At 54.2% G+C, this 23,218-nt stretch carries 22 protein-coding genes; 3 read left to right on the top strand and 19 right to left on the bottom strand.

All coding sequences use genetic code 11. The features are described 5' to 3' along the window. Positions 1-26: 26 nt before the first annotated feature. Positions 27-629 (top strand): CBS domain-containing protein, encoded by a 603-nt coding sequence (locus tag D467_RS0115490; RefSeq protein WP_018918447.1) that lies wholly within the window; start codon positions 27-29, stop codon positions 627-629. Positions 630-748: 119 nt separating this feature from the next. Here D467_RS0115490 and nhaD read toward each other — a convergent pair whose 3' ends face one another. The 5 genes from nhaD to D467_RS0115465 all read right to left on the bottom strand — a co-directional run bounded on the left by nhaD (position 749) and on the right by D467_RS0115465 (position 7,552). Continuing rightward, positions 749-2,215, bottom strand: coding sequence for a sodium:proton antiporter NhaD (nhaD, locus tag D467_RS0115485; RefSeq protein WP_018918446.1), 1,467 nt, complete (start codon positions 2,213-2,215; stop codon positions 749-751). A 158-nt stretch (positions 2,216-2,373) separates the two neighbouring features. Continuing rightward, on the bottom strand, positions 2,374-4,203 hold the full coding sequence (glmS, locus tag D467_RS0115480) for a glutamine--fructose-6-phosphate transaminase (isomerizing) (protein ID WP_018918445.1): 1,830 nt from the start codon (positions 4,201-4,203) through the stop codon (positions 2,374-2,376). A 48-nt stretch (positions 4,204-4,251) separates the two neighbouring features. Further along, positions 4,252-5,622, bottom strand: a complete 1,371-nt coding sequence (gene glmU, locus D467_RS0115475; RefSeq protein WP_018918444.1) for a bifunctional UDP-N-acetylglucosamine diphosphorylase/glucosamine-1-phosphate N-acetyltransferase GlmU — start codon at positions 5,620-5,622, stop codon at positions 4,252-4,254. 1 nt (position 5,623) lies between these two features. Further along, the gene (locus tag D467_RS19320) at positions 5,624-6,742 is read right to left on the bottom strand and encodes an FAD:protein FMN transferase (RefSeq protein ID WP_040460589.1); all 1,119 of its coding nucleotides are present in this window, start codon (positions 6,740-6,742) and stop codon (positions 5,624-5,626) included. Positions 6,743-6,751: 9 nt separating this feature from the next. Continuing rightward, positions 6,752-7,552, bottom strand: a complete 801-nt coding sequence (locus tag D467_RS0115465) for an undecaprenyl-diphosphate phosphatase (RefSeq protein WP_018918442.1) — start codon at positions 7,550-7,552, stop codon at positions 6,752-6,754. A gap of 198 nt (positions 7,553-7,750) precedes the next feature. Between D467_RS0115465 and D467_RS0115460 the strand changes: the two genes are divergently transcribed. Both D467_RS0115460 and D467_RS0115455 read left to right on the top strand, forming a co-directional pair. After that, positions 7,751-8,944, top strand: a complete 1,194-nt coding sequence (locus D467_RS0115460) for a cation diffusion facilitator family transporter (RefSeq protein WP_018918441.1) — start codon at positions 7,751-7,753, stop codon at positions 8,942-8,944. Between the two features lie 119 nt (positions 8,945-9,063). Then, positions 9,064-9,663 (top strand): phosphatase PAP2 family protein, encoded by a 600-nt coding sequence (locus D467_RS0115455; RefSeq protein WP_018918440.1) that lies wholly within the window; start codon positions 9,064-9,066, stop codon positions 9,661-9,663. A gap of 20 nt (positions 9,664-9,683) precedes the next feature. Here D467_RS0115455 and mgtE read toward each other — a convergent pair whose 3' ends face one another. From mgtE to mnmG, 14 genes are all read right to left on the bottom strand, one after another. Next, positions 9,684-11,066, bottom strand: a complete 1,383-nt coding sequence (mgtE, locus tag D467_RS0115450; RefSeq protein ID WP_018918439.1) for a magnesium transporter — start codon at positions 11,064-11,066, stop codon at positions 9,684-9,686. A 109-nt stretch (positions 11,067-11,175) separates the two neighbouring features. Further along, positions 11,176-11,604: a F0F1 ATP synthase subunit epsilon gene (locus tag D467_RS0115445; protein WP_018918438.1), complete on the bottom strand. Its 429-nt coding sequence runs from the start codon at positions 11,602-11,604 to the stop codon at positions 11,176-11,178. Positions 11,605-11,628: 24 nt separating this feature from the next. Then, positions 11,629-13,008 (bottom strand): F0F1 ATP synthase subunit beta, encoded by a 1,380-nt coding sequence (atpD, locus tag D467_RS0115440; RefSeq protein WP_018918437.1) that lies wholly within the window; start codon positions 13,006-13,008, stop codon positions 11,629-11,631. Positions 13,009-13,081: 73 nt separating this feature from the next. Continuing rightward, positions 13,082-13,966: a F0F1 ATP synthase subunit gamma gene (gene atpG, locus D467_RS0115435; protein WP_018918436.1), complete on the bottom strand. Its 885-nt coding sequence runs from the start codon at positions 13,964-13,966 to the stop codon at positions 13,082-13,084. 65 nt (positions 13,967-14,031) lie between these two features. Continuing rightward, positions 14,032-15,576, bottom strand: coding sequence for a F0F1 ATP synthase subunit alpha (gene atpA / locus D467_RS0115430; protein WP_018918435.1), 1,545 nt, complete (start codon positions 15,574-15,576; stop codon positions 14,032-14,034). A 16-nt stretch (positions 15,577-15,592) separates the two neighbouring features. Beyond that, positions 15,593-16,129, bottom strand: coding sequence for a F0F1 ATP synthase subunit delta (locus D467_RS0115425; protein WP_018918434.1), 537 nt, complete (start codon positions 16,127-16,129; stop codon positions 15,593-15,595). Between the two features lie 11 nt (positions 16,130-16,140). Continuing rightward, complete coding sequence (locus D467_RS0115420; RefSeq protein ID WP_018918433.1) at positions 16,141-16,611, bottom strand: F0F1 ATP synthase subunit B; 471 nt, start codon at positions 16,609-16,611, stop codon at positions 16,141-16,143. Positions 16,612-16,688: 77 nt separating this feature from the next. Beyond that, positions 16,689-16,916 carry a F0F1 ATP synthase subunit C gene (gene atpE, locus D467_RS0115415; RefSeq protein WP_018918432.1) on the bottom strand — a complete coding sequence of 76 codons (228 nt, stop codon included), beginning with the start codon at positions 16,914-16,916 and terminating at the stop codon, positions 16,689-16,691. Positions 16,917-17,039: 123 nt separating this feature from the next. Then, on the bottom strand, positions 17,040-17,867 hold the full coding sequence (gene atpB, locus D467_RS0115410; protein WP_018918431.1) for a F0F1 ATP synthase subunit A: 828 nt from the start codon (positions 17,865-17,867) through the stop codon (positions 17,040-17,042). A 12-nt stretch (positions 17,868-17,879) separates the two neighbouring features. Beyond that, entirely contained in the window at positions 17,880-18,278 is a 399-nt protein-coding gene (locus D467_RS0115405) for an ATP synthase subunit I (protein WP_018918430.1), read from the bottom strand. 199 nt (positions 18,279-18,477) lie between these two features. Continuing rightward, the gene (locus D467_RS0115400; RefSeq protein ID WP_018918429.1) at positions 18,478-19,407 is read right to left on the bottom strand and encodes a ParB/RepB/Spo0J family partition protein; all 930 of its coding nucleotides are present in this window, start codon (positions 19,405-19,407) and stop codon (positions 18,478-18,480) included. A 27-nt stretch (positions 19,408-19,434) separates the two neighbouring features. Continuing rightward, on the bottom strand, positions 19,435-20,202 hold the full coding sequence (locus D467_RS0115395; protein ID WP_018918428.1) for a ParA family protein: 768 nt from the start codon (positions 20,200-20,202) through the stop codon (positions 19,435-19,437). Beyond that, positions 20,199-20,870, bottom strand: a complete 672-nt coding sequence (gene rsmG, locus D467_RS0115390) for a 16S rRNA (guanine(527)-N(7))-methyltransferase RsmG (RefSeq protein WP_018918427.1) — start codon at positions 20,868-20,870, stop codon at positions 20,199-20,201. The genes D467_RS0115395 and rsmG overlap by 4 nt, the downstream gene beginning before the upstream one ends. Then, the gene (gene mnmG, locus D467_RS0115385) at positions 20,867-22,771 is read right to left on the bottom strand and encodes a tRNA uridine-5-carboxymethylaminomethyl(34) synthesis enzyme MnmG (protein WP_018918426.1); all 1,905 of its coding nucleotides are present in this window, start codon (positions 22,769-22,771) and stop codon (positions 20,867-20,869) included. Before mnmG ends, rsmG begins: the two co-directional genes overlap by 4 nt. Positions 22,772-23,218: the final 447 nt, after the last annotated feature.

The following is a 23,218-nucleotide window of genomic DNA, read 5'->3' as shown; positions in this document are numbered from 1 at the left end:
TGGCCACTTAAAACGGGAGTACCCTGATGAACCAAGTGGCTTTTTCACCTAAATCATTAATTCAATTCAGCTCAACACCGCGCCTGACATCTCCTAGCGCCAAGCGTTTAACGACTGAAAGCTCAGCGATAGAAGTACTTACCGATTTTCAAAGCTTGAAGCCCCAATCGGTAGCGGCAGATACCCCAATTGATGAAGCGCATCTTAAAATGCGCTACAGCGGTGTGCGTCTTTTATTCGTCACCGATAAACAAGACCACTGCATCGGTATTCTGACGTCTAAAGAAGTGATCGGCACACGGCGCATTAACCTGGCCATGCAGCAGCGTAATCTTGATCGTAACGAGATTACCGCTGACATGATCATGACGCCCTGGAACAAACTTAGCGCCATGACGTATGAGCAGCTTTCCGCCCTGACAATTGAAGATCTCGTGCTCATCATGGAAGACGCGACCGAACAGCACCTACTGATTACCCAGTACGATGCCCAGCATGAGCTGACCATCCGTGGCTTAATCTCAGCAACCGATATTCAAAACGCAGTCGGCAAGGAAGTGAACACCGTGGTACCCATGGCACGCAGCTTTGCGGATATCTGTCAGGTTATTACCGGCCACGACCTGTAAGACTGAACTTGTCGTTTAGTGAAACGCTTTTAAGGTTGGTCTGACAGTTAGCTTTATTACTAAAACGCCCCTTACCGTTACCGGTAAGGGGCGTTTTTAATGCCGTACTAATTGATTACTTAGAAAAGCGACGCGTTGATCCACAGGTGTGTCACGATACTTGCCGCATAGCCCAGCAAAATAGCCGGCACCCAGCGCAGGTGAACCGCAAACGTATAGATACCGCGCGCCTGGCCCATCAAGGCCACGCCTGCCGCTGATCCCATTGAGAGCAGACTGCCCCCTACGCCAGCGGTTAAGGTAATCAGCAGCCAGTTGCCTTCCGACATATCCGGCGCCATGGAGAGCACCGCAAACATGACCGGGATGTTATCGACTACCGCGGAGATAAGCCCTAGCACCACGTTAGCCCATACCGGGTTCCAGCCGCCGTAAAGGGTTTCAGACAGCAGAGCTAAGTAACCCATAAAGCCAAGACCGCCCACGCTAAGCACAACCCCGTAGAAAAACAGCAGGGTGTCCCACTCTGAACGGGCAATACGGCTAAAGATATCAAACGGTACCACGCTACCTAGCTGCTCAAGTTTCTTCCAGTCGCCACGGCGCGAATAGCGCTCCCGCTTGCGCTCCAGCGAACGTGGCAGGCTGCGGCGCAGATAGTAGCCAAAGAACTGAAGTAATCCCAAGCCAAACATCATGCCCATGGCCGGCGGCAGATGCAGAACTGAGTGGCAGAGTACCGAAATGGCAACGGTAATTAAAAACAGCACGATAATCCGCCGTGCGCCCCGCTTGAGCCAAACGGTTTCAGTAAGTGCTGCAGGCTGGCGATTAACGATGAAGAAATTCATGATCACCGCGGGCACTATGAAGTTAACGATCGCGGGCAGCAGCAGTACAAAAAAACCGCCAAACGGCACTTGGCCGGCCTGCCAAACCATCAGCGTAGTGATATCCCCAAATGGGCTAAACGCACCGCCTGCGTTGGAGGCCACCACCACGTTAACGCAGCATAAGCCGATAAACTTTTTATCGCCTTCCGCTACCTTGAGCACCACCGCACACATCAACATGGCCGTGGTCATGTTGTTGGCAATGGCCGAAATACCAAACGCAAGAAAACCGGTGATCCAGAAAAGGCTGCGGTAGCTGAACCCCTTGCGCACAAGCCAGGCACGCAGTGCATCAAAGGTACGTCGCTCCTCCATCGCGTTGATGTAGGTCATGGCGACCAGCAAGAACAGCAGCAGCTCAGTATATTCCAGCAGCGTCTCACGAAACGCGGTTTCGGCCGCTTCCGGCATGCCCGCTTGCACATACACCCAAGCAACAATAGCCCAGATAAGGCCAGCAGCCACCAGCACAGGCTTTGATTTGCGCATATGCAGGATTTCTTCAGACATTACCAAGGCGTAGGCAAGTATGAAGATAGCAACACAGGTAATACCGGCAAAGGAGAGGGTTAAATCAAGTGGACCAGCATCAGCGTAAGACAGGGAAGGAAAGACAACAGCGCAGAGAGCAATCAACAACCAAGCGGCCCGACGAGCTGAGAGCCGGGCAGCAAGGGCGTTTGGTGGTTTCATGACAGCGTGATCCTGGCAGATTGAGGAAAGAGAACGCTACGATGATAAGCACACTAACTAAGTGCTGCAACGCAGCTAACGCATACAGGGTGCGGCTTATTGCCACACCCTGTACAACGCAATCTTAACATACCGCCTTAACTTTTATTACTCAGCGTTTACTCGACCGTGACACTTTTTGCCAGGTTGCGCGGTTGGTCCACATCGGTGCCTTTGAGTACCGCTACGTGGTAACTCAAAAGCTGCAGGGGAAGGGTATACAGCAGTGGCGCTAAAGCTTCGTGGATATGCGGCAATTCAATCACTTGAATATTGTCTTGCGGTTTAATACCGACGTTTTCATCCGCAAATACAAACAGCTGACCGCCGCGGGCACGGACTTCCTGCAGGTTGGATTTTAGCTTCTCCAGCAGGTCGTCGTTGGGTGCAACCGAAATCACCGGCATCTCGCTATCCACCAGCGCCAGCGGCCCATGCTTTAACTCGCCTGCCGGGTAGGCTTCAGCATGGATATAAGAAATTTCCTTCAGCTTGAGAGCACCTTCCAGCGCAATCGGGTAGTGAGCACCGCGGCCCAAAAACAGCGCATGGTGCTTTTCAGCGAAGGCTTGGGAAAGCTTTTCTATCTGGCCATCTAGCGCCAGTACCTGCTCACAGACGCTGGAAAGCGTGTGTAGCGCTTCCACAATACCCACGTGCTCTTCCTGGCCTTTGGCCTTGCTGACCGATAGGGTCAGCAGCATGAGCGCGACCAGCTGGGTAGTGAAGGCCTTAGTCGAAGCAACACCGATTTCGGGGCCTGCACGGGTCATCAACGTCATGTCGGACTCGCGCACCAAAGAGCTTCCCGGCACGTTGCAGATTGCCAGTGTGCCTACGTAGCCCAAGGTTTTGGCAAACCGAAGAGCCGCCAGCGTATCGGCCGTTTCACCAGACTGGGAAAGCGTCACAAACAGGCTGCCTTCCGCTACGACCGGATGGCGATAACGGTATTCTGATGCCACTTCAACCTGTACCGGTACGCAGGCATAACGTTCAAGCCAGTAGCGCGCCACCATGGCCGCATGATAGCTGGTGCCACAGGCGATGATATGTATTTGGCGCGTTTTCTGGAACAGCACCTGGGCATCAGGGCCAAAGCTCTCGATCAGTACGCTGTTGCCGCTCAGCCGACCTTCCAGAACGGCTTGAATGACCGTGGGCTGCTCATAGATTTCTTTGAGCATATAGTGGCGATAGTCGCCTTTACTGGCAGCCCCATCGCCATGCTCGAAGATGTGTACGGGCCGGGTTACCGAATGGCCGTCACGATCCACGATGCGAATAACGCCTTTCTCGCGCAGTTCGACCAGGTCGCCCTCTTCCAGGTAAATAAACCGATCGGTCACCTGCAACAAAGCGAGCGGGTCTGAGGCTAAAAATGCCTCATCGATTCCCACACCCACCACCAGAGGACTGCCCTGACGAGCACCCACCACTACGCCCGGTTCCTTGTTGCTCATGACCCCCAAGGCATAGGCGCCGCCCAGACCATTGACAATTTCCTGGGTGGCGTCAAACAGGCTGAAACCACTTTGCAGCTTATCGGAAAGCAAGTGAGCGATTACTTCAGTATCGGTTTCTGAGCTAAACGTGTAGCCGCTGGCTTGCAGGGTCTCTTTAATATATTCGTAGTTTTCAATAATGCCGTTATGTACGACGGCCACCTGCTGGCCACTGTGGTGCGGATGGGCATTGGCTTCTGAGGGTTTGCCGTGGGTTGCCCAGCGCGTATGTGCAATGCCCGAGGTGCCCGGCAGTGTCTGTTGTTCCAGCGCTTGCTCAAGCGCTGCAACCTTGCCTAGCGCACGATGGCGCGTGAGTTCATTCTTAGCGTCTAACACCGTCATGCCGGATGAGTCATAGCCGCGATACTCCAGGCGTTTAAGCCCTTCTAACAGTATTTCTTGCACATTACGTTGCGCAACCGCCGCGACGATGCCACACATAAGCAGTTCTCCTAGGACTTATTAACCAGCGATTGTTGGACGAATACCTTACTTGGCAGTCTTGACGGGCCGCGGCCAATCGGCTTTTTCCAGCTGCTTACTACGCGTCACCGCAAGGGCATGCTCACTGACATCTTTGGCAATGGTCGACCCTGCTCCCACCGTCGCCCCGCGACCAATGGTGACCGGTGCCACCAACGCGCTATTGGAGCCAACAAAAACGTGGTCGCCTATCTCGGTATGGTGCTTATTGGCGCCGTCGTAGTTACAGGTAATCGTACCCGCGCCAACATTAACGTTGCGCCCCAGGCGTGCATCACCCACGTAGCTTAAGTGGTTTATCTTGCTGCCTTCGCCAACGTCAGCATTTTTGGTTTCCACAAAATTACCCACCTTGGCATTGACCGCCAGGCGTGTACCGGGGCGTAGCCGCGCGTAGGGGCCGATCTGGTTATGTCCGGCAGCTACCGTATGATCAATCACGCTATGGCTATCAACGGTGCTTTCGGCGCCGATAGTGCTGTTTTTGATGACGCAGTAAGGGCCCACACGTACGCCTTCACCAAGCTCTACCTTGCCTTCAAAAATACAGCCCACGTCGATAAATACGTCGTGACCGCAGGTTAAGCTACCGCGTACATCCAGCCTTGCCGGGTCCGCTAGAGCTACGCCCTGCTCCATTAGATGATTAGCCAAGTGCGTTTGATAGGCACGCTCCAGCCGCGCCATTTGCGCGCGATTATTCACACCCTCGACTTCAACGGCGCTGCCAGGCTGCTCGGTGCATACCTTGATACCTTCTGCCGCAGCCATCGCGATAACATCGGTCAGATAGTACTCGCCCTGTGCATTATCAGCGGAGAGTTTGGGTAGCCAGCGTTTTAGTTGGTCACTGGTCATCGCCATAATGCCGGTGTTGCATTCAGAAATAGCGCGCTCGGCATCACTGGCGTCTTTTTGCTCAACGATAGCCACTGCCTCGCCTGCGTCATTACGCACGATGCGGCCATAGCCTGTTGGATCATCTAGGGTGACGGTTAAAAGCCCCATATGCTGCTCATCGACATGGGCCAAAAGCGCTGACAGCGTTTCGCGCTGGATGAGCGGCACATCACCATAAAGAATCAAAACGGTTCCGCTGCCAAGCTGGCTTACTGCCTGAGCAGCCGCGTGTCCTGTACCCTTCTGCTCTTCCTGTACGGCAAACGTGACGTTTGCATCCGCCAATGCCTGACGCAGCTGATCCGCGCCATGGCCGATGACCACGTGGGTACGCTCTGGACGCAAGCCCGCAGCCGTCTCCAGCACGTGCGTCACCATGGGTTTGCCCGCCAGAGTGTGGAGCACCTTGGGCATTTGTGAGCGCATTCGCGTGCCTTTACCCGCCGCGAGAATCACAACATCGAGTTCTTTTTGCATCCTAGTTACCTTGTTCTAGCTTCTCGTTAGGGGCCGTCCATTGCTCGATGCCTAGCTCATCGACCAGCGCTTCACCGAAATAATCTACAAAGGCAGGGCTTACGATACTCTGCCAATGATCACCCTCGCGTATCAACATCAAAACACTAAGATTATTGGCTAATGCCATTTCCATACCGGTCTCACTACCCAAGACTAGTAATGCCGTCGCCCAGGCATCGGCCCAAGCGTTGGAGGGGTGAAAAACCGATACCGATGCAAGGTTATGCGTGACCGGCTGACCGGTGCGCGGGTCAATGGTATGGGCAAAGCGCCTGCCGTCCATCTCAAAATAATTGCGGTAATCACCTGAGGTCGCAACGGACATGTCATGCAGCGGTAAAATATGCTGTGCCTGAGGCGCGCCATCCTGTGGGGTTTCAATACCCACTCGCCAGGGCGTTTCATTATCATCGCGGTAGCCATGTGCCAGCATATCCCCGCCCAGGTTGATTAAATAACCCTCTATGCCCTGCTGGTCCAGATACGCCGCTACGCGATCGGTGCCATGACCTTTGGCGACACCGGAGAGATCTACATAGACATCGCGCTCACGGCGCGCCTGCATGGCCTGGGTATCCACCTGTACAGCATCAAAGCCGACTTGGGCCAAGCGCTGGGCGAGCATTTGCTCGGAAGGAACCTCTTTAGGGCGCGCTTCAGGGCCAAAGCTCCATAGGTTGACCAGATCACCGATGGTGATATCAAACGCACCGCTGCTGGCTTCCGCGATTGAGCGGCTAATCGCCAGCACTTCAATAAGCGCATTGGAAAGCGGCTGCCACTCGTTGAGCGGTGCCTGGTTAAATACGCTTAGCTCAGAGTCATCACGATAGGTCGACATGGCCGCATCGACGCTTTCAAGCTCTGCCAGGAAGCCGGCTTCCAGCGCCTCAGCCTCTCCTTGCGTGAGGGGGTCGCTAATGGATACCTGATAGAAAGTACCAAATATGCCACCTTCCAAACGTACTGGCGATTCAAGCGGGCGATCCTTTTCTGAACAGCCGACCAAGAGCAAAAGCACCATTGCCAGCGCTGCTTTTTCTATTAACCGTGTCGATCCAGGGAGTAATGACATCATGAGCTTGCTCTAAAAGTGGAAAAACCAGATAAGCCACGCACCGAACAGTACGCGATAAACGACAAAGGGCTGCATGCCTATTTTTTTAATCACCAACAGAAAAAAGTGGATACACAAATAGGCGATCACACCCGATAGCAACGTGCCAGCCGTCAGGGACAGCCAGTCGATAGCCTGAGGCTGACGTAACAGCTTGATGGCCTCAAGCCCACCGGCCAATAAGATAACGGGTATAGAGAGTAAAAAGGAGAAGCGGGCAGCGCCTTCACGGCTCATCCCCACCATCAGTGCCGCCGTCATGCTGATGCCTGAGCGTGAAGTTCCGGGAATCAGAGCCAGTGCCTGCGAGAAGCCAATAATCATCACTTCTTTCCAGCCCATCTGATATTCACTTTTAGTGCCGCGTTTAAAATAGTCTGCATAACCCAGCAATAACCCGAATCCTATAAGGCTGATACCAATGATCAGCGTCGAGCGCATATAGGTTGAAATAATGTCCTGGAGCAAGAAGCCAATGATACAGACGGGCAAAGTAGCGACGACGATCCAGAGGCCTAGCCGAGCATCCTCGTTAATGGCACCACCTTTGACGACCGCTAAACTGCTGCGCACTATTTGCAGAATTTCATTACGAAAATAAACCATAACCGCGGTTAGGCTTCCCACATGAAGCGCTACGTCAAAGGCGAGCCCTTGATCCTCCCATGTGGTAAGTACCGGTACTAAAATCAAATGCGCGGAGCTTGAAACAGGCAAAAATTCAGTCAGGCCTTGCACCGCGGCAAGCACCAGTATTTGTAACCACTCCATGGGTCATCCTGTACATCAAAACGTTTATTGAATGACAATGGCGCATAAGGATACACCTCCATCAGGCGAATGTCCGCCATGGCCACCGTCGTATGACGTTACGCGTTAGTGAATACTTCCCTGTAAAGGGCTTAAGAGGTAGCTATGCTTTGCGCTACAATCCTATTTTATTGAAAGTGCGCCCCCGTCAGGTATTACATGACTCAGACCGTTGAAACGCCAGTGGTTCCCAGCCGCGAGCTAGATAGTCAAATTGCCAAGCGCGTCACCTACATCGGCGCCTGGTTAGATGGCTTGCTTAGCATTGTCAAAGTGGCAGTGGGGTTTCTTGTTGGGTCGGCAGCACTGATTGCCGATGGCATCCATTCACTGTCTGATCTGGTGACCGATGGCTTCGTGCTGGCGGCTATTCATTATGGTCGTCAGGAGCCCGACGATGACCACCATTATGGCCATGGCCGCATAGAAACCTTGACCACATTACTGCTGGGCAGCGTGCTGATTTTCGTCGCAGGCGGCATTGCCTGGTCCAGCCTGAGCCGCTTATTCAGTGGCGCAGAAGTAACCGCTCCTGGCCTTTGGGCCATTGTCATTACGTTTATTGCGCTGTTGAGCAAAGAGTGGATATTTCGCTATACCATGCGGGTGGCCAAGCGTATCCAGTCGCGCTTACTTGAAGCCAATGCCTGGCATTCGCGCAGCGATGCCCTCTCCACGGCAGTCGTTCTCATTGCACTGATTGGCGCTCAGTTTGGTCTGGGCTGGCTGGATGCGGTAGCGGCTATCGTGGTGGGTTTATTGGTCGGTAAAGTGGGCTGGGATTTACTCTGGGAGTCAGCTCGAGAATTAGTCGATACCGCCCTACCCGAGGACATTCAACACCAGATGCACGACGTTGCCTGTAGCGTGCCAGGAGTAGATAGCGTTCACGACCTGCGTACCCGTCAATCGGCGGGCTGGGTCATGGTCGATCTGCATGTGGTGGTTAGGCCCAAGATTACCGTGTCTGAAGCCCACGAAATCGGCAATGAAGTCAGCCGCCGCCTGCGCCATGAATTCCCCCTGCTCACCGACGTTATTTTCCACGTCGACCCGGAAGATGATGCTGGAGAAGGCGATCCAAGCCGCTTGCCCGGCCTGCCCTTACGCCCTGAAGTAGAAGCTGCGCTTAACGAGCGTTGGTACCGACATCCGGTGTGGCGCACGCTGAATGAGCTGCAGCTGCACTATCTGGACGACAAGGTATCGGTATCACTGATCATTGACGATGCGGTTCACCAGCCCCCCCAGTGCCTGGCCAGCCAGCTGAAGGCCCTGGCCAGTGACATCGAATGGCTGGGCCACGTAGAGGTCATGTTCATCACCCGAGCCGCCAGTAGCTCAATGCGTTGAGCATCTTAGAACAATCAACGATAAACGCGGTCCTAGAGCGTCGCGCTGCTTACTAAAGCAAGCGTACGCGGCGGGCCAAAAAAGCCTGCTTCTATATTAACCATGATGCTCTGGAAGACATGGACGCGCTCAATCTGGCTCTTTTCGAACTGCTCAATTCGCCCCCCGACTCGCCTGCCTGGCTTGTGCTGATTGCCCACTGGTGCGCCTCGGATATTATCTTGCTGGTACCGGCGCTTCTTATCATCGGCTGGCTGTTCGGCGATGAAACGCTTAAACGTCCGCTACTGGAAGCATTCATTGCAACGGTGATGGCGTTAGCGGCAAGCTGGGCCATCGGCGTGCTGTGGCCCATGCCACGTCCTTTCATGGTGCCTGTGGGCGAATACCTTCAGGTACATGCGGCCACGCCCGCCTTTCCCAGCAACCACCTGACGATCATGCTGACCATGGCTTTCAGCCTGACTCTTTTTGATGCCACCCGGCGTATCGGGCACTGTCTGTTATTACTTGCCCTGCCGGTCGCCTGGGCCAGAATCTTTCTGGGAATTCACTTTCCTCAGGACATGATAGGCGCGTTGATGCTTGCACCGGTGGCGGCTGCACTGACCGGCCTTGGTCGCGCCTGGTTGGTTCTGCCGCTTTATGAGCGCGTTGTCATGCGCTGCTATCACCTGGTGTTTTCGCCGCTGATCAACCGCGGTTGGGTACGGCGCTAGGGCCGTACCCACGTCAAGCGCTAGGTATGGGAGAGAATCGATGTCGCAATGGTGAAGTAAATCAATACGCCCGTGGCATCGATCAACGTGGTTACCAAAGGTGCGGAGGCGGTGGCCGGGTCGACCTTGAAGCGCTCAAGCACGAAGGGTAAGCACATCCCGATCAGACTGCCAAACAGTACGATCGTTACCATGCTTAGCGCCACAATCATGGCCACTTCATTGCCACCGCGTAAAATACCGATCGGGGTCACGGCAATCGCCATGGTGAGCCCTAACGAGCCTGCGACCAACAGTTCTCGCCCAAGCATTTTACTCCAGTCTTTAACCCCTACATCGCCGGTTGCCATCCCGCGTACCATCAGCGTAGCGGCCTGAGCACCCGCGTTACCGCCGCTGCCAATCAATAAAGGCAGGAAGAACACCAGCGCCACCTGGGCGGCAATAATATCTTCAAAGTAGGCAATACCCGCACCGGAAAACAGATTGGCAAATACCAGTAATACCAGCCAAAAAACCCGCTTGCGATAAAGGCTCCACAGCCGTACACGGCTTACACCATCTTCTAGCTGACCGATCGACATCCCTTTATGGAAATCCTCGGTGGCCTCAGACTCGGCAACGTCCATAGCGTCATCGTGGGTAACAATACCCACCATCCTGCCATCGTTATCAATCACCGGTAGTGCAAGCAAATCATAACGCGCCACGATACGCGCCACTTCTTCCTGCTCTTCATCCACCGTGGTGCTGATCACATCCTTGATCATGATGTCATCAACCACCGCCCCAGGACGTGCAACCATCAGCTGGCGCAGTGACATCGTGCCAATCAACTCACCGTCACTGTCCAATATATACAGCTGATACACCGTTTCAGCGTCTGGGGCCGTTTGACGCACGCGCATCAGCGCTTGAGACACCGTCATGCCACTGGCTATGGCGACATAGTCAGAGGTCATAATGGCGCCGGCCGTTCCTTCTTCGTAGCTGGCTAACCGTTTGAGGTCTTCACGCTCCTGGTGGGCCATACGCCGCAACAGCGCTTCGCGTCGGTCATCGCCCAGCAGGTTAAATAAATCGGCCCGCTCATCAGAGCCCATTTCCTCTAATAGCTTGAGTACCTGGGTATCGCCTAATTCGCCAACGACTTCAAGCTGGCTTTCTCCAGGCAGGTAGCCCAGTACATTTGCCGCACGCTCGGTGGAAAGCACATCCAGAATCGATAGCGCCGCCTGCAGCTCTTCGTCTTCTTCAATCAGCTCTTCGAGCACTTCACCAATATCGGCGGAGCGAATTTCAGCTAATCGTTCAGAAAGCAGTTCCTTACTGGGTTCATCTTTGACCAGCTCGTCGAGCAGCTCGGCTTTTAGTTCCTGCAAGGTTTCATCACTCAATGCCATCGCCATCCTCCTACGTTGCTGACAACCATCATTCTACCAGACAAAAAAAACGCTCCTTAAACCCTAACACGGGTTCAAGGAGCGTTTTATGAACGCTAAGTGCGTTTTTTTAGCCTTTACCCGCCTTTTTACGCAGTTGCTGAATCGTACGCAACTGGGCAACAGCTTCGGCAAGTTCTGCCGCCGCACGAGTATAGTCAAGCTCAGCTGACTTCTCGTTAAAGGCTTTCAGGGCTTCTTTGCGCGCTTCTTCAGCAGCGGCCTCATTGAGGTCGCTGGCACGCGCAGCCGCATCAGCCAGGATCGTCACGACATCAGGCTGGACTTCCATAAAGCCGCCTGAGACAAAGAAGTTTTCTTCCTTGCCGCCATCGTGGATCACACGGATCGGACCCGGCTGAAGCTCGGTCAGCAGCGGAGCGTGACCTGGCAAGATGCCCAGGTCACCCATCATCCCGGAAGCCACTACCTGCTCAACAGTGCCTGAGAAGATAGATGCTTCAGCGCTGACGATATTGCAAGTGAAGCTATTCGCCATAGCGAATCCCCCTAATGGACGGGATTACTTCTTCATCTGGTTAGCTTTTTCGACCGCTTCGTCGATGGAGCCAACCATGTAGAAGGCCTGTTCCGGCATATCGTCGTATTCACCGGCGAGAATGCCCTGGAAGCCACTAATCGTGTCTTTCAGTGAAACATACTTGCCGGGCGAACCGGTGAAGACCTCAGCCACGAAGAACGGCTGCGACAGGAAACGCTGGATTTTACGCGCCCGGGAAACGGCCAGCTTGTCTTCATCAGACAGCTCGTCCATACCCAGAATAGCGATAATATCCTTGAGTTCCTTGTAGCGCTGAAGAACGTTCTGCACACCGCGAGCGGTAGCGTAGTGCTCTTCACCAACAACCAGCGGATCCAGCTGACGCGAGGTAGAATCCAGCGGATCGATGGCCGGATAGATACCTAGCTCAGCGATAGAACGTGCCAGTACCACGGTCGCATCAAGGTGCGCGAAGGTGGTCGCAGGCGACGGATCCGTCAAGTCATCGGCCGGTACGTATACGGCCTGAACAGACGTGATAGAGCCTGTTTTAGTTGAGGTGATACGTTCCTGCAGAACACCCATCTCTTCGGCCAATGTCGGCTGGTAACCTACCGCTGACGGCATACGGCCAAGCAGTGCCGATACTTCGGTACCGGCCAGGGTGTAACGGTAAATGTTATCGACGAACAGTAGAACGTCACGGCCTTCATCACGGAATTTTTCAGCAATGGTCAGACCGGTCAATGCTACGCGCAGACGGTTTCCCGGCGGCTCGTTCATCTGACCATAAACCAGCGATACCTTATCGATAACGTTGGATTCGGTCATTTCATGATAGAAGTCGTTACCCTCACGCGTACGCTCACCAACACCGGCAAATACGGAATAGCCGCTGTGCTCGGTGGCGATGTTGCGGATAAGCTCCATCATGTTAACGGTTTTACCTACACCGGCGCCGCCGAACAGGCCGACTTTACCACCCTTGGCAAACGGGCAGACCAGGTCGATAACCTTGATACCGGTTTCCAGCAGCTCGTTGGAAGCTGCCTGATCGGCATAACTCGGTGCTTTACGGTGAATCGGCATACGCTCTTGCTCGCCGATCGGTCCTGCTTCATCGATCGGTTCGCCAAGTACGTTCATGATACGGCCCAGCGTTTCCTTACCCACGGGTACGGAAATCGCGGCACCGGTATTGATCACGTCCATGCTACGCTTCAAGCCCTCAGTGGAGCCCATTGCAATAGCACGAACCACGCCGTCGCCCAGCTGCTGCTGGACTTCGAGAATAGTCTCTTTCTCGGAGACCTTCAGCGCGTCGTAGACCTTGGGCACTGAGTCCCGCGGAAACTCTACGTCAATCACCGCGCCGATGATCTGTACGATACGTCCGCTCATCTTGGTTCCTCTCAAAAACCTGCAAATGAAACCTGTCTGCCGGAAGCCACTTGAATATCGGGCTTCCTAGGCGTTATACGGCTGAAGCGCCGCCGACGATCTCGGAAATTTCCTGGGTGATAGCAGCCTGGCGAGCCTTGTTATAGACCATCTCCAGATCATCAATCAGGTTGCCTGCGTTATCGGTGGCACTCTTCATAGCGATCATACGGGCTGCCTGTTCGCAAGCACCGTTTTCGACTACCGCCTGATACACCTGTGATTCGACGAAACGAACTAGCAGGCTATCAAGCAACGCCTTGGCATCCGGTTCATACAGGTAGTCCCAACTTCCGGGACGGGCGTCTTCTTCGTCGTGCTCACCGACACCCATATCGGGCGACAGCGGAAGAAGCTGACGAACCACCGGCCTCTGGGTCATGGTGTTAACGAATTCGTTATACACCACGAACAGGCGATCGAGTCGTCCTTCGTCGTACGCTTCGAGCATGACCTTGATACTTCCGATCAAACCCTCGACGGTCGGCTTCTCTCCCATGCCACTCTTGGCTGCAATCAGGTTGCCGCCATAGTTACGGAAGAAAGCACCGGCCTTGGAGCCGAGGGCACAGAAGTCCAGCTCAGCGCCTTCCTGTTTCCAGGCCACGGCGTCTTTCACCACGGCTTTGAACAGGTTGACGTTCAACCCGCCACACAACCCACGGTCAGTGGAAACCACAATATAACCAACGCGCTTCACCTCGTTACGCTCGACCATATAGTCGTGCGTGTACTCAGGATTGGCGTTAGCCAGGTGGCCTACCACGTTACGAATCTGCTTGGCGTAAGGCTGGCTGGCCTTCATTAGATCTTGTGCTTTACGCATTTTCGATGCAGCCACCATTTCCATGGCGCTGGTGATCTTCTGCGTATTTTTGATGCTCCCAATCTGGGTGCGTATCTCTTTTGCAGCTGCCATAGCGATCTACCCTTCGTTCGTGGCTCTCAGAAAGTAGGCAAGCCCGCCCGCAGGCGGGCCAGACATTACCAGCTCTGAGTCGCCTTGAACTTCTCGAGACCCGACTTCATGCCGTCTTTAATCTCGTCGTTGTAGTCACCGGTCTGGTTGATCTTGTCGAGCAGATCGCCATGCTCGGACTTCATGTAACCGTGCAGGGCACGTTCGAAGTCCAGCACCTTGTCGACGCTCACGTCATCCAGGTAGCCTTCATTGGCGGCATACAGCGAGAGAGCCATTTCTGCCACAGACATCGGCGAGTACTGGTTCTGCTTCATCAGCTCGGTAACACGCTGACCGTGTTCAAGCTGCTTGCGCGTGGCTTCATCAAGGTCAGAAGCAAACTGCGAGAACGCCGCCAGTTCACGATACTGAGCCAGGGCCAGACGTACGCTACCACCCAGCTTCTTGATGATCTTGGTCTGCGCTGCACCACCAACACGGGAAACCGACAGGCCTGCGTTAATCGCCGGACGAACACCGGAGTTAAACAGGTTGGTTTCCAGGAAGATCTGACCATCGGTGATCGAGATCACGTTGGTCGGAACGAACGCAGACACGTCGCCACCCTGGGTTTCGATGATCGGCAGCGCGGTCAAGGAACCGGTTTTGCCTGTCACTTCACCATTGGTGAATTTCTCGACGTAGTCGACGTTGACGCGTGCCGCACGCTCCAAAAGACGCGAGTGGAGATAGAACACGTCACCCGGGTAGGCTTCACGACCCGGCGGACGACGCAGCAGCAGAGATACCTGGCGGTAAGCCACAGCCTGCTTGGAGAGATCGTCATAGACGATCATCGCGTCTTCGCCACGGTCACGGAAGTACTCACCCATGGTGCAACCGGAATACGCGGAGAGGAACTGCATGGGTGCCGGATCGGCAGCACCAGCAGCGACGACGATGGTATGTTCCATCGCGCCATGCTCTTCAAGCTTGCGCACGATGTTGGCAATGGTCGACTGCTTCTGACCAATCGCCACGTACACACAGGTAACGCCCTTGCCTTTCTGGTTGATAATCGCATCGATAGCAATGGCCGATTTACCAATCTGGCGGTCACCAATGATCAGCTCACGCTGACCACGACCGATTGGCACCATGGCATCGATAGATTTCAGACCCGTTTGAATCGGTTCATCAACCGACTGACGGGTAATAACGCCCGGCGCCACTTTTTCGACGGCGTCGGTCATCTTGGCATTGATGTCGCCTTTGCCATCGATGGGGTTACCCAGCGCATCGACAACGCGGCCAATCAGCTCAGGACCTACCGGCACTTCAAGAATACGACCGGTGCATTTCGCGGTCATGCCTTCTTCAAGCAGCAGGTAGTCACCCAGGACAACGGCACCTACGGAGTCGCGCTCCAGGTTAAGTACCATGCCAAAGACGCTGTTAGGAAATTCAATCATTTCACCAAACATTGCGTCTTCGAGGCCGTGAATTTTCACGATACCGTCAGAAACGCTAACAATGGTGCCCTGATTACGGGCTTCAGATGCGACGTCAAGCTTTTCAATACGCTGCTTGATGATGTCGCTGATCTCGGAAGGATTCAGTTGCTGCATGCCATGTCCCTCAGACTCAAGCGGTCAGCGCTTCGGAAAGGCGGTTCAATCGACCACGCACCGAACCGTCAATGACGGTATCACCGGCACGCAGGATGACACCGCCAATAAGCGACTTGTCTACCTGAGTAGTAATGGAGATTTCGCGATTCAGACGTTTCTTGAGCGCGTTTGCGAGCTTGGTCTGCTGTGCGGCCGTCAGCTTATAGGCTGACGTTACCATTACCTCAACACGCTGCTCATGTTCTGCGCGTAAGCGCTCGAACTGCTCAGCAATTGAGGCCAGTGACATCAAGCGACCCTGGTCGGCCAAAGCGTCCAAAAAACGAGTTAACGTGTCGCTTTGCCGTTCTGGAAAAAGATCCACCAACAGAGCAACTTTCTTTTCGTTCTCAACTTTCGGACTGCTCAGCAGACGACGAACGTCGCTATCAGCCACAGCGGCGCCTAGAAAACCTAGCGCCTGCGACCAGCTATCAAGCGCGTCATTATCACGTGCGTGTTCAAACGCCGCCTTAGCGTAAGGACGAGCGACGGTAAGTAATTCCGCCATGATTCACCTCCTTACAGTTCAGCGGCTAGCTTATCAAGCAGCTCGCGATGCGCTTTCTCGTCGACGGAGGCTTCTAGAACACGCTCAGCGCCTACGATTGCCAGATGAGACACCTGGGCACGCAGCTCTTCTTTCGCGCGGTTCACTTCAAGCTCGATCTCAGAACGTGCGTTCGCCGTCAGGCGCTCGCCTTCAGCGCGGGCCTGCTCGCGGGCTTCTTCAATCATCTGAGCAGAGCGCTTGTTGGCCTGTTCAAGAATCTGAGAAGCTTGTTCCTTGCTCTCACGCAGCGTCTGTTCTGCCCGCTCTTGAGCTAGCTCAAGATCACGGGTAGCACGGCTGGCTGCATCCAAGCCATCAGCAATTTTTTTCTGACGCTCGTTAAGCGCGTTGCTGATCGGAGGCCACACGTACTTTATGCAAAACCAGACAAAGATCGCGAAGGCGATCGTCTGCCCGATAAGCGTCATGTTGATATTCACAGGGATGTACCTCTGACAAGTTCGTGGCGACCGGTGTCAAACAAGACCGAGCGGTTAACCGCCCGGTAAAGCTATCATTAACCGGCAACAACGAAGATCAGGTACATCGCAATACCAACACCGATCATCGGTACAGCGTCAAGCAGACCTGCCATGATGAAGGTTTTTGTCTGCAGCTGGTCACCCAGCTCCGGCTGACGTGCAGTAGACTCAAGCAGTTTGCCGCCCAAAATAGCGAAGCCAATACCAGTAGCCAGTGCGCCTAGACCGATGATGATAGCAGCAGAAAGATAAACCATTTCCATGATGTTGCTCCTGAGTTTAAGTTTTGGTTAAGGGTTGAGGGTTAATGAAACGGGTTTTTGAAATCTTAGTTTTTAAAACCTTAGTTTTTGAAATCACGTGCTTATCACGTGATATCAATCACATTAGTGGTGTTCGTGAGCCGCGCTCAGGTACACCACCGTCAATACGGTGAAAATAAACGCCTGTAGTGTTACTACCAGAATGTGGAAGATCGCCCACGGCACATCCAGTACCCAGATGGCCCAGAACGGCAGCATCGCGATCAGGATGAAGATTACTTCGCCTGCGAACATGTTGCCGAACAGACGCATCGCCAGGCTGAACGGCTTGACCAGCAAGGAGACAATTTCAAGCACCAGGTTAAAGGGGATCAGCGCCCAATGGTTGAACGGCGTAAGGGAAAGCTCCCGAGCAAAACCGCCAACACCTTTCACCTTGAAGTTGTAGTAAAGAATCAGGCCGAAAACGCCCAGCGCCATGCCCAATGTGGCGTTCACATCGGTGGTTGGCACGATCTTCATGTAATCCACACCGAGCTTGCTGAACAGTACCGGGCCATAGTCGACCGGCAGGATCTTGAGCGAGTTCATGAGCAGTATCCACACGAACAGCGTCAGCGCCAGCGGAGCAATGTGGGGGTTACGCCCATGGAAGGTAGAGCGTGTAAGGTTTTCAATGAACTCAACGACCATTTCGACGGCGTTTTGCAGGCCACCCGGCACGCCGGTTGTTGCTGCTTTACCTGCTTTACGGAATATCCAGATAAACAGCAGCCCCATGGCAATTGACCAGCCCATGGTATCCAGATGGATCGCCCAGAAACCCATTTCAACGGCTTCTTCAGACGAGTGAGCCAACGACCAACCATTCACCGGGTGATGTCCAAAGGTCAGGTTCTGCAAGTGGTGCTGGATATAATAAGTCGTCGAGACTTCGTTTCCTGCGGCCATAGAGATATCACCTCAATCAAGTGTGCGATGTCTGCGCATAAACAACGGCGTTAGCCCATGCATCAGAACGACCGCCACATAAGCACTAAAGAAGAAAGCGGGGTTTGAGGGGGGCGCTACCACAAACACTGCGCTAAACAGTGCCACCGTCAAACCAAACTTGCCTGCTTCGGCACGAAATAAATCAACACCGCTTCGCGATGTTCGCTTGCTGTGCAGGATGCCCATTCGCTGTATAAAAAAAGCCTGGGGTAGCAAGGCCACCAAAGCGCCTGTTGCTACGGAGAAGACGCCCGGCATGCGCGCTACTGGGTAAGCCATCAATATTCCGACAAGCGCTACCATAAGCTGTGCGGTAGTAAGCCGGATGACGTAAGCCTTCCGTCGCTGGGTTTCAACACGTTGTACCATTGCCCAGCACCCTGCTAGCGAACAGTTGCCCTTAACGTTCTAAGCAACCTGCACAAATCTTGCGCGATTATAGGGAAGCGCTATCACACCTTCAACCGAAGTTGCGCGTATTTAACGCGTTTAGGTACAGACTTGCTACCAAAGGGTGAAAAATAGCCGCTTTTAGACGCTTTCTTTAATAAGCCTGCTATTTAACCTGCTACTTAATATGCGCCAGAATTCCATCCAGCTCATCAAGGCTTGTATAGCGGATGGTCACCTTGCCTTTGCCTTTATTGCCGTGATCAATGGATACCGGCGCACCGAGCAATTCGCCTAGCTGAGTCTCCAGACGCGCAACGTCAGATGTTTTGTTGGCTCGGCTGGGCGTTTTAGGAACGCTTTGGCTGGTTTGGACTTTTTTAACCAGCGCTTCGGTTGCCCTTACGGTCAGGTCGTTATTCACCACTTCATGAGCCACCTGACGCTGCTGCGCACTGGTCAAGGAAAGCAGCGCGCGGGCATGGCCCATATCCAGATCGCCGCGCTCGAGCAGCGTTTGCACCTCACCATCCAGCGCCAGCAGACGTAGCAGGTTGGCCACCTGAGTGCGTGACTTACCTACCGCGTCAGCGATTTGCTGTTGCGTTAGTTCGAACTCATCACCCAGGCGTTTAAGCGCCAGCGCTTCCTCAATTGCGTTAAGGTTTTCGCGCTGAATGTTTTCAATAAGCGCCAGCGCCAGGGCAACTTCATCGCTCACCTCACGGATAACCGCAGGGATCACATCAAGCTCGGCTAGCTGGGCGGCGCGCCAACGCCGTTCACCGGCAATAATCTCATAACGGTTTTCGCCGATCGGACGCACCACAATAGGCTGCATTACGCCCTGGGCACGAATAGAATCGGCAAGCTCTTCAAGCGCTTCTGGCTGAATGTCCCGCCGCGGCTGGTATTTGCCGCGCGTTAGCTGACCAAGCGGCAGCCGCTCCAAACGCTCAGGTGCCACCTCTGTGGCTGCAGCCACAACAGTAACATCGTCATGAGCCTCTAAAGTGGAGCCTCCAGTAAGTTCTAAACTGTCACGGCGACGGGCGCCCGCACCAATTAGGGCATCCAGGCCACGTCCTAGCGCGCGTTTACGCGTCATTCGCTTTCCCTCGTACTTATCAATACGTTATAGCGATAACCGACGAATCATTTCTTTTGCCAGTACACGGTACGCCTGGCTGCCCCGTGAAAAGCGGGCATATTGCGTGACGGGCACCCCGTGACTTGGCGCTTCTGCCACTTTCACATTGCGCGGGATCGTCGTTTTAAGCAGCGCATCGCCAAAGAAATCACGCAGCTGCTTATCCACTTCCCGCGTTAGGCTTGTGCGCTTATCGTACATGGTGCGCAATATGCCAGCGACCGCCAAGTCAGGGTTCACGCTTTGCTTGATCTGCTCAACGGTATCCAGCAGCGCCGAGAGGCCTTCCAACGCATAGAACTCGCACTGGAGCGGAATCAGCACGCTGTCCGCCGCCGTGAGTGCATTGACGGTGAGCATGTTCAGCGAAGGCGGGCAGTCGATCAGTACCACATCGTAATTATCGGCCACTGAAGCCAGTGCCGTGGTAAGGCAGCTTTCGCGCTTATCCAGATCCAGCAGTTCGACTTCAGCCGCGGTCAGATCACCGTTTCCGGGTAGAACATCATAGTGAACCGGTAGTTGCCGCACGATAGTATCGGCAGCCGTCGCTTCACCCAGCAGGACATCCAGGACGCTTTTATCGAGTTCGTGCTTGTCGATCCCACTGCCCATACTGGCGTGACCTTGCGGATCAAGATCCACCAGCAGTACCCGACGGTCAAGCGCGGCAAGACTGGCAGCCAGGTTAACGGCCGAGGTGGTCTTGCCCACGCCGCCTTTTTGGTTGGTCAGGGCAATGATCTGGCTCACTTACTCAACTCCTTCCTGGGGTTCAGAATCAACAGCTGTCGCTCGGCCGTTTCAAAAGGGACTTTCAGCAGATGGCGCGTTTGCAACCTAATTCCGCTGGGTAGTTCTCGCAGTTCGTCGTCAGCGCCGGGGCCTTTCATGGCCAGCCACTGCCCATTGGCGGCAGGCAACTCGCGGGTCAACGTCACAAAGTCTACTAAGCTTGCAAACGCCCGGGAAATCACTTGATCAAACGCTTGGTCTTTAAACTGCTCCACGCGTGCCTGGCTCGCGGTCACGTTTTCCAGGGCAAGCTCCATTATGGCTTGACGCTGAAAACGGACTTTTTTGCCATTGCTGTCCACCAGGGTAACCGCTAAGGCCGGGTTAAGAATGGCCAATACGATACCCGGAAGGCCAGGTCCAGCACCAACATCAAGCAGCGCCGGGCCCTGTACATAGGGTGCTACGGCGGCGCTATCCAGCACGTGACGCGAAACCATCTCGTCAACCTCACGGACTGCCGTGAGGTTATAAGCCTTGTTCCACTTGTGCAATAGCGCGACAAACCCCAACAGCTGCTCGCGCTGGTGCGTCGTGACGGTTAAACCAAGCTGCGCTAACCCATCGTCTAACCGCTTGGCAGCACTTGCTGGCAGGCTATTCAGCAATCCCGTTAACCCACTCATCCGTTAGCTACCTCGGGTGATGCTATGAGGCGACGCTTTTTAAGATGCACCAGCAGGATAGAGACGGCAGCCGGCGTTACGCCGGAAATACGCGCCGCCTGGGCAAGCGTCTCGGGCCGAACATCGGTCAGCTTCTGACGAATCTCGTTGGAAAGCCCTTCCACCCGCTGATAATCCAGATCGGCAGGCAGCGGCATTGCTTCATGGCGCTTAAGCTTATCAATCTCATCCTGCTGGCGTCCGATATAGCCGTCGTACTTGGCCTGAATCTGCACCTGCTCGGCCACAGCTTCATCATGAATAAGCGCATTTTCCAGGCCCGGCAGATCGGCCAGGTCCGCGTAATTTAACTCCGGGCGTTTGAGAAGATCACTCAAACGGTATTCCCGTGAAAGTGGCTTGCCGGTTTTTTCGGCTATTTTTGCCGCGGCCGGGCTACTTGGTTGCACCCAAGTGCTGGCTAAACGAGCCGTTTCCAACGCAATCGCTTCACGCTTTTGACTAAACGCGCTCCAGCGCTTGTCATCGACCAAGCCGAGTTCGCGGCCTTTTTCCGTCAGACGTAAATCGGCGTTATCTTCACGTAGCAACAGGCGATATTCCGCCCGCGATGTAAACATGCGATAGGGCTCTTTGGTACCCATGGTGATCAAATCATCCACCAGCACGCCAAGGTACGCTTCGTCGCGGCGTGGGTACCAGGTTTCCAGCTGCTTGGCACGGCGTGCGGCGTTTAGCCCGGCAAGAAGCCCTTGCGCGCCCGCTTCTTCGTAACCCGTTGTGCCGTTAATCTGGCCGGCAAAAAACAGGTTGTGGATAAATTTGGTTTCCAGCGAGTGTTTCAGATCCCGCGGATCAAAGAAATCGTACTCAATGGCGTAGCCAGGGCGCGTAATATGCGCGTTTTCCAAGCCTTTGATCGAGCGAACCACCTGCAGCTGCACATCAAACGGCAGCGAGGTCGAGATACCGTTGGGGTAGAGCTCGTGAGTATCCAGGCCTTCCGGCTCAATAAATACCTGATGGCTGGATTTATCGGCAAACCGGTGAACCTTGTCTTCAATCGACGGGCAGTAGCGCGGGCCAACCCCTTCGATCACGCCGGAATACATGGGTGAGCGGTCAAGGTTTGCCAAAATGATTTCATGAGTGCGCTCATTGGTGTGCGCAATATGGCAACTGACCTGCTGAGGATGCATGTCCCGCGAGCCAAGATACGACATTATCGGCGTTGGCGTATCACCTGGCTGTTCTTCAAGCTGGGAAAAATCCACGCTCTTGGCGTCAATTCGCGGTGGCGTGCCGGTTTTCAACCGGTCAACGCGAAACGGTAAAGCACGTAGACGCTCGGCCAGAGCGTTCGAGGGCGGGTCACCTGCCCGGCCGCCGCGACTCTGATCCAAACCAATATGGATCACACCGCCTAAAAACGTCCCGGTGGATAGCACTACCGATTCGGCATAAAAACGAATGCCGGTTTCGGTAACCACGCCACGTACCGTGTCGTTATCCACAACCAGATCGCCAGCCGCTTGCTGAAAAATCGTTAAGTTTGGCTGGTTTTCCAACATACCGCGGATCGCTGCTTTGTAGCGTACACGATCTGCTTGAGCACGTGTGGCACGCACTGCAGGCCCTTTTCGAGCGTTAAGCACCCGAAACTGAATACCGCCCAAATCCGTGGCAAGCCCCATCGCCCCGCCTAGCGCATCGATTTCTTTGACCAAATGGCTTTTGCCAATGCCGCCAATGGCAGGGTTACACGACATCTGACCCAAGGTCTCGATGTTGTGAGTGAGCAGTAGGGTCTGACAGCCCATACGAGCAGAGGCCAATGCGGCTTCGGTTCCCGCATGGCCACCGCCGATGACAATCACGTCAAAGCGGTCGGGGTAATTCAAGAGACACCTCGTCTTGCGCCTGTTGGCACGAATGATGTGACCAATGTCGTCAGTTTTTTCCGACATAGCCACGGTAGTTCAATAAGCCGGGCAGTATAAACCCCCTGTGGGTAACCGTCAGGTTTTTCCACACCTCAATTCATTAACTGACCTCTATTAATAACAATATAAAAATAAAATAAGAGAAGTTCTGTTAATGTTGTAACTACTAGTGTGGACAGTTTCTGTGCATAACTAACTTATAGTTATTAGTATCATGTACTTAAAATGTTGACCTTTACGTGGTTAAGCAGCGTATTGCCTGAGTAGAAACGGTGTCTCGCCTGTGGATGAAATAGCTACTTACCCACAGCCTGCCAAAAACACGGGTTATCCACCTACCCATACCGGGCTTGTTACCGTACCTGTGAACATGTCACTCAACCACATGGTAAAGCGATGAGAAAC

It is taken from the genome of Vreelandella zhanjiangensis DSM 21076, from assembly GCF_000377665.1.
GTDB lineage: Bacteria > Pseudomonadota > Gammaproteobacteria > Pseudomonadales > Halomonadaceae > Vreelandella > Vreelandella zhanjiangensis.
Note: the sequence above shows the minus strand (reverse complement) of the source record. Positions and strands in the feature narration are given on the sequence as shown.

Bases quoted from the DNA above. Each gene is read 5' to 3' on its own strand.
- D467_RS0115465 (WP_018918442.1), bottom strand. From the start codon at position 7,552: ATGGAGTGGTTACAAATACTGGTGCTTGCCGCGGTGCAAGGCCTGACT.
- D467_RS19320 (WP_040460589.1), bottom strand. From the start codon at position 6,742: ATGATGTCATTACTCCCTGGATCGACACGGTTAATAGAAAAAGCAGCG.
- atpG (WP_018918436.1), bottom strand. From the start codon at position 13,966: ATGGCAGCTGCAAAAGAGATACGCACCCAGATTGGGAGCATCAAAAAT.
- nhaD (WP_018918446.1), bottom strand. From the start codon at position 2,215: ATGAAACCACCAAACGCCCTTGCTGCCCGGCTCTCAGCTCGTCGGGCC.
- atpE (WP_018918432.1), bottom strand. From the start codon at position 16,916: ATGGAAATGGTTTATCTTTCTGCTGCTATCATCATCGGTCTAGGCGCA.
- D467_RS0115490 (WP_018918447.1), top strand. From the start codon at position 27: ATGAACCAAGTGGCTTTTTCACCTAAATCATTAATTCAATTCAGCTCA.
- D467_RS0115425 (WP_018918434.1), bottom strand. From the start codon at position 16,129: ATGGCGGAATTACTTACCGTCGCTCGTCCTTACGCTAAGGCGGCGTTT.
- atpD (WP_018918437.1), bottom strand. From the start codon at position 13,008: ATGAGCGGACGTATCGTACAGATCATCGGCGCGGTGATTGACGTAGAG.
- atpB (WP_018918431.1), bottom strand. From the start codon at position 17,867: ATGGCCGCAGGAAACGAAGTCTCGACGACTTATTATATCCAGCACCAC.
- mgtE (WP_018918439.1), bottom strand. From the start codon at position 11,066: ATGGCATTGAGTGATGAAACCTTGCAGGAACTAAAAGCCGAGCTGCTC.
- glmU (WP_018918444.1), bottom strand. From the start codon at position 5,622: ATGCAAAAAGAACTCGATGTTGTGATTCTCGCGGCGGGTAAAGGCACG.
- D467_RS0115455 (WP_018918440.1), top strand. From the start codon at position 9,064: ATGGACGCGCTCAATCTGGCTCTTTTCGAACTGCTCAATTCGCCCCCC.
- D467_RS0115405 (WP_018918430.1), bottom strand. From the start codon at position 18,278: ATGGTACAACGTGTTGAAACCCAGCGACGGAAGGCTTACGTCATCCGG.
- atpA (WP_018918435.1), bottom strand. From the start codon at position 15,576: ATGCAGCAACTGAATCCTTCCGAGATCAGCGACATCATCAAGCAGCGT.
- D467_RS0115460 (WP_018918441.1), top strand. From the start codon at position 7,751: ATGACTCAGACCGTTGAAACGCCAGTGGTTCCCAGCCGCGAGCTAGAT.
- glmS (WP_018918445.1), bottom strand. From the start codon at position 4,203: ATGTGTGGCATCGTCGCGGCGGTTGCGCAACGTAATGTGCAAGAAATA.
- D467_RS0115400 (WP_018918429.1), bottom strand. From the start codon at position 19,407: ATGACGCGTAAACGCGCGCTAGGACGTGGCCTGGATGCCCTAATTGGT.
- rsmG (WP_018918427.1), bottom strand. From the start codon at position 20,870: ATGAGTGGGTTAACGGGATTGCTGAATAGCCTGCCAGCAAGTGCTGCC.
- D467_RS0115445 (WP_018918438.1), bottom strand. From the start codon at position 11,604: ATGGCGAATAGCTTCACTTGCAATATCGTCAGCGCTGAAGCATCTATC.